This window comes from Melissospora conviva, from assembly GCF_049523535.1.
GTDB classification, from domain to species: Bacteria; Actinomycetota; Actinomycetes; order Mycobacteriales; family Micromonosporaceae; genus Melissospora; species Melissospora conviva.
The window spans coordinates 898,766-909,870 of sequence record NZ_JBLLDT010000001.1 but is presented as its reverse complement, the minus strand read 5'-3'; the positions used below and the strand labels follow the sequence as shown (position 1 = coordinate 909,870).

The window sequence follows — 11,105 nt, the reverse complement described above, 5'->3', positions numbered from 1 at the left end:
CCGAACCGCAGGTCAGGGCGGTCCCGCTCGCCGGACTGATCCGGCGGGGCGCTGTCTGCCGTACCCGTAGGCGCGGTCCGCGGACAGCAGCGCGGCCCCGTCCGATGGACGAGGCCGCGCTCCTGGCGCGCTGCGCCTGCTGTCAGCGCTGCCCGTCACCCGGGTTGATCACCTGGGTGCGGTCGCCGTTCTCCTCGCCCGGACGCGGGAGCGCCTGGGTCTCGGCCGCCGGCGGGAAGCCGGTCTGCGCCGGCGGACCCGACTGCGGAGCCGGCGGGGCGGACTGCGGAGCCGGCGGGGCCGACTGCGGAGCCGTGAACTGCGGGGCGTCGGCCGGCTGGCCCGGCTGACCGTACTGCTGCTGTGGGAAGCCCGGCTGCTGGCCGTAGGGCTGCTGCGGCTGACCGTAGGGCTGCTGGCCGTAGGGCTGCTGCTGCTGCGGCTGGCCGTAGCCCTGCTGCGGGTAGCCCGGCTGCTGCTGGCCGTAGGGCTGCTGGCCGTAGCCCGGCTGCTGACCGTAGGGCTGCTGGCCGTACGGCTGCTGCGGCTGGCCGTAGACGCCCGGCTGCGGCTTGGGCTTGGGCACGTAGAAGTACCCCTGCCAGGTTTTGAAGATCACCAGCGCCACCACGGCGAAGATCGCCAGCGAGGCGACCGTGCTCAGGAAACTCAGGAAGGCGTTGCCGATCGGACCGTCGGAGAAGGTCCCGACGGTGACGATGAGAAAGGTGATGACCGCCAGCAGGGCGCTGAAGGCGATCTCGGCGAGCGCCGCCAGGGTGATCACCTTCGCCTGCGGCGTACGCGGTGCCAGGTAGACGGTGATCAGCACGGCGACCAGCGGCAGCGCCAGCGCCCAGAGGCCGGTCACCGCCCCGAGGGTGCCGCCGGCCCGGTTGGTCCAGGTGCTGTATTCGCTGTACGGGCCGAAGTCCGCGAAGAGCCGGACGAACGCCACGAGCAGCAGCACGGCGTTGGCGGCGAGCAGCACCAGCGCGACGAGATCGCGCAGCGCCGGAGTGATGGGATTGGCGGGCGCCGATTCGGTCGGGGCCGGCTCGGAGTGGCTGGTGGTCAAAACTCCCCCAGGGCGATTTCGGGTTTCGTGTGAAGTGAGCCTAGTCTCCTGCGCCACAGGGGCATTGAGCCCTACCGGTGCGCGAGGATGGTCGACATGCGCATCGTCGTTCTGGCCGGCGGCATCGGCGGAGCCCGGTTCCTGCTCGGCGTCCGCGAGTACGCCCGGCGCACCGGTGCCGAGGTGACCGCCGTCGTCAACGTCGGAGACGACCTCCGGCTGCACGGGCTGCAGGTCTGCCCTGATCTGGACAGTGTCATGTACACCCTGGGCGGCGGCGCCGACCCGGAGCGTGGCTGGGGCCGCGTCGACGAGACCTGGACGATCCGGGGCGAGCTGGCAGCGTACGGCGTCGAACCGAGCTGGTTCGGCCTCGGCGACAAGGACATCGCCACGCATCTGGTGCGCACCACGATGCTCAATGCCGGATATCCGCTCTCGATCGTCACGGAGGCTCTCGCTACCCGCTGGGAACCCGGCGTACGCCTGCTGCCCGCCACCGACGACCGGTTGGAGACCCACGCGGTCGTCACCGACGACCAGGGCACCCGGGCGATCCACTTCCAGGAGTGGTGGGTCCGCCACCGGGCCGAGATTTCCACCGACCGCTTCGTCTTCGTCGGCGCGGACGCCGCGAAGCCGGCCCCCGGGGTGCTGGACGCGATCGGCTCGGCCGACGTGGTGCTGCTCGCCCCCAGCAACCCGGTGGTGAGCGTGGCGCCCATCCTCGCCGTACCGGGGATCCGGGAGGCCGTCGTCGCGGCGCCTGGCCGGGTCGCGGGCGTCTCCCCGATCATCGGCGGCGCGCCGGTGCGCGGGATGGCCGACCGCTGCCTCGCGGTGATCGGCGTCGAGTGCAGCGCCGCCGGGGTCGGCGGGCTCTACGGCGCCCGCGTCGAGGGTGGCCTGCTCGACACCTGGCTGGTCGACAGCACCGACGCCGGGGCGGTGGTGCCGGGGGTGGACGTGCGGGCCGTTGCGCTGCGGATGGTGGACGAGGCGGCGACGGCGGCGATGGTGGCCGCTGCGGTGGAGGCGGCATGAGGCTGGAGATCCTGCCGGTGCTCGGCATCGGTGACGTCGCCGAGGGCGACGACCTGGCGGAGCTGATCGCCGGCGCCGCGCCGTGGCTGCGCGACGGTGACGTCCTCGTCGTCACCAGCAAGATCGTTTCGAAGGCGGAGGGCCGGCTCGTCGACGTGCCGGCCGAGGAGGGGCCGGCGCGCCTCGCCGCCCGCGACGAGGTCCTCGCCGCCGAGACAGTCCGGACCGTCGCCGCCCGCGGCGCGACCCGCATCGTGCAGACCCACCACGGCTTCGTGATGGCCGCCGCCGGCATCGACGCCTCCAACGTGGACGCCTCGAAGCTGGTGCTGCTCCCCAAGGACCCCGACGCCTCGGCCCGGGCCCTGCGCGCCGCCCTGCGGCGCCGCCACGGCGCCGACGTGGCCGTCATCGTCTCCGACACCATGGGCCGGCCCTGGCGCAACGGGCTGACCGATGTGGCGCTCGGCGTGGCCGGCATGAGCGCGATCCGCGACCACCGCGGCGAGGTCGACCCGTACGGCAACGAGCTGAGCATCACGCAGATGGCCGTGGTGGACGAGCTGGCCGGCGCCGGTGAGCTGATCAAGGGCAAGTGCGACCAGGTTCCGGTCGCGGTGGTCCGCGGCTATCTGACCGCGCCGACCGACAACGACGGTGACGGCGTCCGGTCGCTGGTCCGCGACCCGGCGATGGACCTCTTCTCCCTGGGCACCGCGGAGGCCCGGGTCGCGGGGCTGCTCGCCGCCGCCACCCTGCCCGACCGCGCGCCCGCGCCCGCCGAGGCGACCTCCGCCGCGCCGGTCGACGCCGACATCGAAGCGGCGCTGCGCCGGGCGGTCGACGAGGTCGCGCAGGCCGTTGCCGACGGCACCCTCTTCGCCCCGGTCACCGGCCCCGCCGCGACGCAGCTCGGTGCACTCCTCGACGGCTGGCCGACGCACGCCACCGCGGCGATCCACTGCCGCATAACAGGCGACGCCGCACCCGACCCCGCGGCACTGATCCGCTTCGGCGCCGACGTACACCGGCTCCGGGCCGCCCTGGCCGCCCAGGGGCTGGCCTCGACCCTGCTCTTCGGCCCCGACGGCAGCGCACTGGCGACCCTCGCGATCTGACACGCCGACGGCAGACGTGACAAGCGGACGGGCCGGCAGCCCCGGCCCGTCCACGCCGGGCGGTGATCATCCGTTGCGGGCGGTCTCCGGACCGGTGATGCGTCGTAGCAGCGGTAGCGTCAACCCGATGATCGCCAGCGACACCGCCAGCCCACCGACGACCATCAGGTAGAACGACGGCTTCGGCGCCACGAGGGTGTACTCCAGTTGCGCCTGCAGGAAGAGGTGCGCGGCCAGGAATCCCATCCCGATGGCCACCGCGGCGACGATCAGCAGCGGCACGACGGTCTCCAGCGCGACCACCCCGCGGAGCGTACGCAACCGTACGCCGGTGAGCCGCAGCATGCTGAACGGCCGTTTCCGGTCGCTCAGCCCGCCGACGACGCTCACGGCGAGGCTGCACCCGGCGATGGGCAGGCTGGCCAATATGACGACGTTGGCGAGTTGCTGGAACTGCACCAGCTGACGCGCCGATTCGGCCTGCCATTCGACACCCCTGGCGGGAAAGCGTCCCTGCGGAAACGCCCTGATGAGTATCGTCCGAGCCTGTTCCAGCGCTGCCGGGCTGGTGGTGTTGACGACGATCGACAGGAGCGGCTGCTGGTCGACAGCGCCGGCGGCGATGCCGGCTGCCTCCCAGAGATGGTCGCCGTCGGCGAGGTCGGAGGCGTTCATGCCGATCAGGTCGACGGGCACTTCGGCGACCTGATCGCCGGTGGGACAGCCGCCGAAGACCTCCAGGCGTGCCAGTTCGGCGCAGGTGACGAGGCCATGCCCTCCGCGCACGTCGGGGTTGGCGCGCACGGCGGTCACGCTGCGCACCCCGGGGATGGCTGCGAGCCCGGCCGGGATCTGATCCACGGTCGGCGCCGGGCCGTCCTCCGGCCAGAACGCCTTCGACAGCGACGTGGCGGCCACCGACGCGGGAGCCGGAGCGGTGCGGTTGGCGACGAAGGTGGTGATCGTGCCGGTCGCCACGCTGGTCACGAAAAGCGCCACGATCAGCCCGCTGACGGACCGGAAGCCGGCCTGCGGGTTGTCGGCCAGGCGCCGTCCGGCGATGAGCGCCGCGGGTCGGCTCGCCCGTCCGGCCAGCAGCCGGGCGCCCGTCATCGTCAGCCACGGACCCGCCAGCACGAGCCCGACGAGCATCAGGAGGAACCCCGAGAGGAACGCGGTGAGCTGCCCGTTGGTCGTTTCGGGGCGCCGTCCGATGAAGTACGCCAGTTCGGCGAGCCCGACTGCCAGCGGGATGAGCCGCCAGGCGCGGGGCGGAGTGGGCGTGACGCGTCGGCTCACGCCCAGGGGAGAGATCTGCACACGGCGTAGCCCCAACCAGGCCGCCGCGACGGCGCCGAGCGGGATTCCGAACGCGACGACGAGAACGTCCACGGCGCTGAGCGCGAGGTCGCTGGCGAAGAACCGCTCGCCCGTGAACGGGATCGCGGCGAGCCCGGGCCGGAGAGCGAAGAACAGACCGAACCCGAAGGCGGTGCCCACGGCGGCGGCGAGGGCCGACTCGACGGCCGAAATGAGGGCGATCTGCCGCGGCGTGGCACCGACCAGCCGCATGGCCGCGAACCGCTGCTCCCTGCGGGTGGCTGCCATGCGGCTGGCCGTACCGATGAAGATGAGCACGGGGAAGAGCAGCGTGACGGCGACGACGGAAAGCACGAGGGTCATCGCGTCCTTGTTGAACCCGACGTGGCAGCCGTTGGGACAGTCACCCGGCGACGTGGTCATGATCTGCGTGACCCGTTGGGCGCCCAGCGGTTCCAGCTCGGCCGGGGTGCGGCCGACGAGTACCAGCAGGGATTCGGGGGACGGCAGAGCCTCCCGGCCGATCGTGCCGATCTTCCGGCCGGGAAAGCGATCGCCGAGTTCGTCGGCCGGTGTGCTGCGCAGCAGTTCATCGAGGGCGGGTGAGACGTAGTACTCGCCCGGGCCGGGCAGGCGCGGGACGCCCGGGGGTACGGGCGCTTCCGGGCCGGTCGCGGCGACATCGATCCGGCCGATCCGGTCGCCGTGGTGGTAGTCGTTCCGGGTGAGCCACCACAGCGGGTCGGCGGATTCGTCCGGGGAAGCCGGTGCCACGGCGCTGTTCAGCCAGGCGTACCGCTGGTTCTGCCCGCCGGCGGCGTTCATCCCGGCGAGGACGGTGAGGAGCATGCCGACGCCGAGCGCCACGGCAGTGGCGATGACGGCGAGCCGGGTGGCGGCCTCCCGTCCGCCCGCCAGGGAGAGCCGCAGCGCGAAACGGATCATGAGCGCACCAGCGCGTTCACCTTGCCGTCGCGCACGATGACCTGCCGGTCGGCGTACGCGGCGACGCGGGCGTCGTGGGTGACGAGCACGACGGTGGTGCCCTGCCGGCGGGCTGAAGTGACCAGTAGTTCCATGACCTGTTCGCCGGTGAGCGAGTCCAGCGCCCCGGTCGGCTCGTCGGCGAAGAGCACGCCGGGCCGGGCCACCAGGGCGCGGGCCAGCGCGACCCGCTGCGCCTGCCCGCCGGACAGCTCGCCGGACCGGCGCCGTCCCAGCCCGGCCAGCCCGAGCCGGTCGAACCAGGGTCGGGCCTGCGCGAGCGCGGTGCCTCGCCTGATGCCGGAGAGCAGCAACGGCAGGGCGACGTTCTCTTCCGCGGTCAACTCGGGCACGAGCTGGCCGAACTGGAACACGAACCCGAACCGGTCACGGCGCAGAGAGCTGCGCGCGGTCTCGCTGAGGGTGTCGATCCGACGGCCTTCGAAGTGGATCTCACCGGAGTCCGGCACGAGGATACCGGCCAGACAGTGCAGCAGAGTGGACTTGCCGGAGCCACTCGGGCCCATGACGGCGACGATCTCTCCGGATGCCACCGAGACTGTGGCGCCGCGCAACGCCGGGGTCTCACCGAAGGACAGGGCGACGTCGCGCGCCTCGATCGCCGTCATCGCGACGCCACCATCGCGCGCAGGGCGTCCAGCCGGGCGACCGTGGTGTCGATCCAGTGCAGGTCGGCTTCCAGGTGGAACAGGCCGTGGTCGGCGAGCATGGTGTCGACGAGGTCGCCGGTGCGCTTGATCTCGGTGAGTTCCTGCATCCGGCGCAGGTGTGTGGCGCGCTGGACGTCGAGGTACTCCTCGGCGGGGCGGCCCAGCATGAGCGCCAGCACCACCTTGGTGAACAGGACCGTCTGCAGATCGGGTTCGGCCCCGACGGGCTCGGTGAGCCACGACTCGACCTCGGTGACGCCGCGTTCGGTGATGAGGTAGCGCTTGCGCTCGGGCCCGACACCGGGCTCGATGTCGCCGACCACGATTTTCCCGTCGCGGACAAGGCGGCCGAGCGTCGCGTAGACCTGGCCGAACGGCAGCGGCTTGCCCCTGCTGAAGAACGTGTCGTATTCGCGCTTGAGGTCGTAGCCGTGGCTGGGCTCGCGTTCGAGCAGGCCGAGGAGGGTCATGGGAACACTCATGGCGATCACCATACTCTGAGCGTATACCTCGCGTATATACCCTCAGGGAATAGTTCCCGGATGGTTCGGCCTGCAGATCCATTTTCTCCTCGCCGGGCTGCACATCCACCCCGCTCCCATCGGCATCAACCCGGTGGGCTTCAGCCCTTGAGGATCGCCCGCCCCAGCGGAGTAAGGGTGTGTACCACCATGTTCCGTTCCCGGCGGCTGACCAGCAGGCCGGCGTTGCGCAGGACGGTTGCGTGCTGGCTGGCCGCTGCCGGGGAGACCTGCAAGCGCCGGGCCACCTCACTGGTGGTCTGCCCCTCGCCCCCGCGCCCGGTGATCAGCGCCTCCAGGACCAGCGCCCGGGTCCGCCCCACCAGGGCCGCCAACGCCTCCCGGCCGACCGGGTCGGGCGCCGATGGCGCCGTCGGCAGCGCACCCAGCCGCTCCACCGGATAGACCAGCACCGGCGGCAGCTCCGGGTCGAAGAGCGCCACCGGGGTGCCCGCGCAGAAGAACGACGGGACCAGCAGCAGCCCTCGGCCGTCCAGGTGCAGCTCCCGGCTGGACGGGTAGTTGAGCACGGTCAGCTCACCGGAGCGCCAGCGCAGGTGCGGCCGAAGGCTCGCCAGCAGCGCCTCGGCCCCGCCTTCGAGCATCGCCCGGGCCCGTACGCCCCGGTCCGCCTCGACGGCGTTGCTGATGTGCGACCAGTACGGGTCGACGGCGATCGCCTGGTAGCGCACCATGGCCGAGGTCAGCTCCCGCAGCGACGCCGACTCCCCTTCGGCGAGCCCGACCGTCGAAGGGGACAGCGTGGTGGTGCCGGCCAGCACCGCCAGATCCCGGCGCAGCCGGGTGACCGGGGTGGAGCGGATCGCCTCCAGCCCCGCGTCGAGTCCGCGCACACTCTGGTACGGCGTGAGGAAGTCGGGAAAGTAGCCACGTGGCGGGTTCACCGCGACGAAGGGCCGGACCTGCTCGGCGACGGCGCCATCCCGCAGTCGCTCGCCGACCCGGCGCCGCCAACCGGAGACCATCGGGTCGGCGTTGGTGCCCCGCAGCAGGTGCAGGCTGAGGACGAGTTCCCAGAGCGGGTCCGCGGCGGGTGCCAGCCTGGTCCGGGCGATGTCCTCGGGGGAGAAGAAGATCCGCAGCATCGGGGGTGCTCCCTGAAGCCGGAGACGAGGGGTTACCGGCGACTGCGCCAACTCTACCGGCCGTCGCCGCGGCCTCGGTCTTTAAGCGGGGGCTGAATGACCTCGACCCTGCCGCGGGAGTCGGGAATCCTGGTTGGACCTCCGTGTTTCACCGCGATGCGAACATCGCGGCGGCCACTGTGGGACCGGGGGAGCAACGACGCCCGGGTGGCGCCACGAGGGTCCGCGGCTTTCGATCCGCGGAGACGCCACCCGGACGTCGTGGCCCCGACGCTGACTAGAGTGACCGGGTGTTCGACGCCCTGCACGCTGATGCGACCGCGCTGCTCACCGGCTGGCGGCCGACCAGCCCCACCGCCGCGAAGGCCCGGGACCGAACCCTGGCCCTGCTCGACGCCGGACCGGTCGCGCTGCGCCGCGAACACCGGCCCGGCCACGTCACCGCGAGCGCACTGGTGCTCGCCGCCGACGGGGAACGGGTGCTGCTCTGCCTGCACGGCAAGTTCGCCAAGTGGGTGCAGCTCGGCGGCCACTGTGAACCCACCGACACCACCCTGGCGGGGGCGGCCCTGCGCGAGGCGACCGAGGAGTCCGGCATCGCCGGGCTGCGGATCGACCCGGAACCGATCGACATCGACATCCACCCGGTCTCCTGCCAGGGCGGGTCGCTCCATTACGACGTGCGGTTCGCGGTGACCGCCCCCTCCGGGGCGGTCGAGCAGCTCAGCGAGGAATCGATCGCCCTCGGCTGGTTCCCGGCCGGCGAGCTGCCGGCGCCGCTCGCCGGCGGCACCGAACAGCTCGTCGAGCCCGCTCTGGCGTCGTTCAGACGTACGTCTCCTCGCCGCGCGACTTGAGTTCGTCGACGATCTTCTTGACGTCCTGCGCCCGGTCGCGGGGGCAGACCAGCACCGCGTCCGGCGTGTCCACCACGATCATGTCCCGCAGGCCGACGGTGGCGATCAGCCGGCCGGACTGCGGCACGACGACCACGCCGCTGCTGTCGTGCAGCAGCACCGGCGCCTTCTCGCCGTGGCCGGCGTCGAGGAGCACATTGCCGTCGGCGTCGCCGGGGAGCACCTCACCGAGGGTGTGGAAGTCGCCGACGTCGTTCCAGCCGAAGTCGCCGGGCACCGTGTCGACCTGCCCGGCGGCGGCCGCGCCCTCCATCACCGCATAGTCGACGGAGATCTTGGGCAGGGTGGGCCAGACCGTGCCGAGCACCTCGTCCTGCTCCGGTGTCCCCCACGCCTTGGCGATGGCGGTCAGCCCCGCGTGCATGGCGGGCTGCTGCCGCGCCAGCTCGGCGAGGAAGACATCGGCCCGCCAGACGAACATACTGGCGTTCCAGAGGTGCCGCCCCGAGCGCAGGTACGCCTCGGCGACCTCGGCGGCCGGCTTCTCCTTGAACTCGGTGACCCGCCGCTGCGGCGCCCCGTCGACCGCGTCGGCGCACTCCAGGTACCCGTAGCCGGTCTCGGCGCGGGTCGGGGTGATTCCGACCGTCATCAGCCGCCCCGCCTCGGCGCCGCGGACCGCTTCGCGGACCACCTCGGCCCAGCGCTGCGGATCGCCGATCAGATGGTCGGCGGCGAAGGAACCCATCACCGCGGTCGGGTCGCGTTCGGCGATCACCGCGCAGGCGAGCCCGATCGCGGCGCACGAGTCCCGGGGCGAGGGCTCGACGAGGATGTTCTCCTCGGGCAGCCCGGCCAGCTGGCGGGCCACCGCCGTGACATGAGCCGTGCCGGTCACCACCAGGGTCCGCTCGGGCGTGGTCAGCGGCGCCAGCCGGGACACCGTCGCCTGGAGCAGGGATTCACTGGTTCCGGTGAGGGGGTGGAGGAATTTGGGATGACCGGCACGGGACAGCGGCCACAACCTCGTGCCGCTGCCACCCGCCGGAATCACGGCGTAGAGCATCAGGCCATCATGCCCGACGGGGACCGCTCGCCGAGGGCGGCTTCCGCCGGACCCCCCGATCAGGCCCGGGCCCGCTCCCAGGCGGCGACGTGCACCTCCGCGCTGGAGGCCCAGGTGAACTCCTTCGCCCGCTGGAAACCGGCCTTGGCCAGTCCGCTGCGCCGCTCGTCGTCGTCGAGCAGCGCGGTCAGGTCGGCGGCGATCCGCGCCGGGTCCTCGCTGGTGTAGGCGACCGCGTCGCCGCCGACCTCCGGCAACGACAGGCGCGGGGTGGTCAGCACCGGCGCGGCGCAGGCCATCGCCTCCAGGATCGGCAGCCCGAACCCCTCCCCGTACGACGGGTAGGCCGCGACCAGGGCGCCCCCGAGGAACCCGGGCAGGTCGGCGTAGCGCAGGTAGCCGGGACGCAGCAGCCGCAGATGCCCGGGGACCTCCGCCACCGCCTGGTCGATCTCGTCGTCGTGCCCGGCGCCGCCGGCGATCACCAGCGCCGGCGGATCCGGTCGCTGCGCCACCGCCGCCACCCAGCCGCGGATCAGGTTCGGCACGTTCTTGCGGGGCTCCTTGGCGCCGAGGAAGGCCAGGTAGCTGCCGTCGCCCAGGCCCAGCCGCGCCCGTACGCGGGCCTTCTCCTCCTCGGTCGGCGGGTGGAAGGCGACCGGGTCGACCCCGTGGTAGGCCACGTCGATGCGGGTCGGTTCGGCGTCGAGCAGCCGGATCAGCTCGTCCCGGGTCGCCTTGCTCGGGACGATGACCCGGTCGGCACGGCGCAGCGAGGTCTTGATGGCGCTGCGGAAGAAGGTCCGCCGGGACTTGTCGTAGTGCTCCGGCTCGGTGAAGAAGGTCGCGTCGTGCACGGTGACGGTGACCGGGCAGCCGGCCCGCAGCGGGCAGGTGTAGAAGGGCGAGTGCAGCACCTGCGCGCCGACCTGCTGGGCGAGCATCGGCAGCCCGGTCTGCTCCCACGCCAGCCGGGCGGGGCGGTGCGCGACGGCCGCCGGCGCACCGAGGATCTCCGCGTCCGGCAGCATCCGGGCGTACCGCTCGGTGTCGGTGCGCAGCGCCACGACGACGAGGTCCAGACCGGAGTCACCGAGTTCGCCGAGCGCCCCGAGCAGGCCGTCGACGTATCTGCCGACTCCGCCGCGGTCGGCGGGAACACTCGTGGCGTCGATGAGCACACGGGGCTGACGACCGGCGGTCACAGGGCAACTCCTCGCGATCGGCTCTCGCCTGTGGCGCGAAAGCTGTTCGGTGTGGTGTGAAAGTGGAGGCACGCCGGGTGGGGGTCGGCCGATAACGACCGTCGGCGATGCTGTGGCAAATTACACTCGCGCCAA

10 protein-coding genes are annotated in these 11,105 nt (G+C 72.4%); 3 read left to right on the top strand and 7 right to left on the bottom strand.

Annotated elements, in window-relative coordinates:
* Positions 1-142: 142 nt before the first annotated feature.
* Positions 143-1,078: a hypothetical protein gene (locus ACK8GG_RS04470; RefSeq protein WP_440355600.1), complete on the bottom strand. Its 936-nt coding sequence runs from the start codon at positions 1,076-1,078 to the stop codon at positions 143-145.
* Positions 1,079-1,174: 96 nt separating this feature from the next.
* Here ACK8GG_RS04470 and cofD point away from each other — a divergent pair, with 96 nt between their 5' ends.
* The gene (cofD, locus tag ACK8GG_RS04465; RefSeq protein ID WP_440355599.1) at positions 1,175-2,122 is read left to right on the top strand and encodes a 2-phospho-L-lactate transferase; all 948 of its coding nucleotides are present in this window, start codon (positions 1,175-1,177) and stop codon (positions 2,120-2,122) included.
* Positions 2,119-3,240, top strand: coding sequence for a coenzyme F420-0:L-glutamate ligase (locus tag ACK8GG_RS04460; protein WP_440355598.1), 1,122 nt, complete (start codon positions 2,119-2,121; stop codon positions 3,238-3,240). Before cofD ends, ACK8GG_RS04460 begins: the two co-directional genes overlap by 4 nt.
* A 66-nt stretch (positions 3,241-3,306) precedes the next feature.
* Here ACK8GG_RS04460 and ACK8GG_RS04455 read toward each other — a convergent pair whose 3' ends face one another.
* The 4 genes from ACK8GG_RS04455 to ACK8GG_RS04440 form a co-directional block, all read right to left on the bottom strand.
* Complete coding sequence (locus ACK8GG_RS04455; protein ID WP_440355597.1) at positions 3,307-5,505, bottom strand: FtsX-like permease family protein; 2,199 nt, start codon at positions 5,503-5,505, stop codon at positions 3,307-3,309.
* Positions 5,502-6,173 (bottom strand): ABC transporter ATP-binding protein, encoded by a 672-nt coding sequence (locus ACK8GG_RS04450; protein WP_440355596.1) that lies wholly within the window; start codon positions 6,171-6,173, stop codon positions 5,502-5,504. The genes ACK8GG_RS04455 and ACK8GG_RS04450 overlap by 4 nt, the downstream gene beginning before the upstream one ends.
* Positions 6,170-6,697 (bottom strand): PadR family transcriptional regulator, encoded by a 528-nt coding sequence (locus ACK8GG_RS04445; protein WP_440355595.1) that lies wholly within the window; start codon positions 6,695-6,697, stop codon positions 6,170-6,172. The genes ACK8GG_RS04450 and ACK8GG_RS04445 overlap by 4 nt, the downstream gene beginning before the upstream one ends.
* A 140-nt stretch (positions 6,698-6,837) precedes the next feature.
* Entirely contained in the window at positions 6,838-7,842 is a 1,005-nt protein-coding gene (locus ACK8GG_RS04440; protein WP_440355594.1) for an ArsR/SmtB family transcription factor, read from the bottom strand.
* 290 nt (positions 7,843-8,132) lie between these two features.
* Between ACK8GG_RS04440 and ACK8GG_RS04435 the strand changes: the two genes are divergently transcribed.
* On the top strand, positions 8,133-8,699 hold the full coding sequence (locus tag ACK8GG_RS04435; protein ID WP_440355593.1) for an NUDIX hydrolase: 567 nt from the start codon (positions 8,133-8,135) through the stop codon (positions 8,697-8,699).
* Here the strand turns inward: ACK8GG_RS04435 and ACK8GG_RS04430 are convergent.
* Both ACK8GG_RS04430 and ACK8GG_RS04425 read right to left on the bottom strand, forming a co-directional pair.
* Positions 8,668-9,765 (bottom strand): mannose-1-phosphate guanylyltransferase, encoded by a 1,098-nt coding sequence (locus ACK8GG_RS04430; RefSeq protein WP_440355592.1) that lies wholly within the window; start codon positions 9,763-9,765, stop codon positions 8,668-8,670. The genes ACK8GG_RS04435 and ACK8GG_RS04430 overlap by 32 nt on opposite strands.
* A gap of 59 nt (positions 9,766-9,824) precedes the next feature.
* Positions 9,825-10,970, bottom strand: a complete 1,146-nt coding sequence (locus ACK8GG_RS04425; protein WP_440348100.1) for a glycosyltransferase family 4 protein — start codon at positions 10,968-10,970, stop codon at positions 9,825-9,827.
* Between the last annotated feature and the right edge of the window lie 135 nt (positions 10,971-11,105).

Bases quoted from the DNA above. Each gene is read 5' to 3' on its own strand.
- cofD (WP_440355599.1), top strand. From the start codon at position 1,175: ATGCGCATCGTCGTTCTGGCCGGCGGCATCGGCGGAGCCCGGTTCCTG.
- ACK8GG_RS04460 (WP_440355598.1), top strand. From the start codon at position 2,119: ATGAGGCTGGAGATCCTGCCGGTGCTCGGCATCGGTGACGTCGCCGAG.
- ACK8GG_RS04455 (WP_440355597.1), bottom strand. From the start codon at position 5,505: ATGATCCGTTTCGCGCTGCGGCTCTCCCTGGCGGGCGGACGGGAGGCC.
- ACK8GG_RS04450 (WP_440355596.1), bottom strand. From the start codon at position 6,173: ATGACGGCGATCGAGGCGCGCGACGTCGCCCTGTCCTTCGGTGAGACC.
- ACK8GG_RS04445 (WP_440355595.1), bottom strand. From the start codon at position 6,697: ATGAGTGTTCCCATGACCCTCCTCGGCCTGCTCGAACGCGAGCCCAGC.
- ACK8GG_RS04440 (WP_440355594.1), bottom strand. From the start codon at position 7,842: ATGCTGCGGATCTTCTTCTCCCCCGAGGACATCGCCCGGACCAGGCTG.
- ACK8GG_RS04430 (WP_440355592.1), bottom strand. From the start codon at position 9,765: ATGCTCTACGCCGTGATTCCGGCGGGTGGCAGCGGCACGAGGTTGTGG.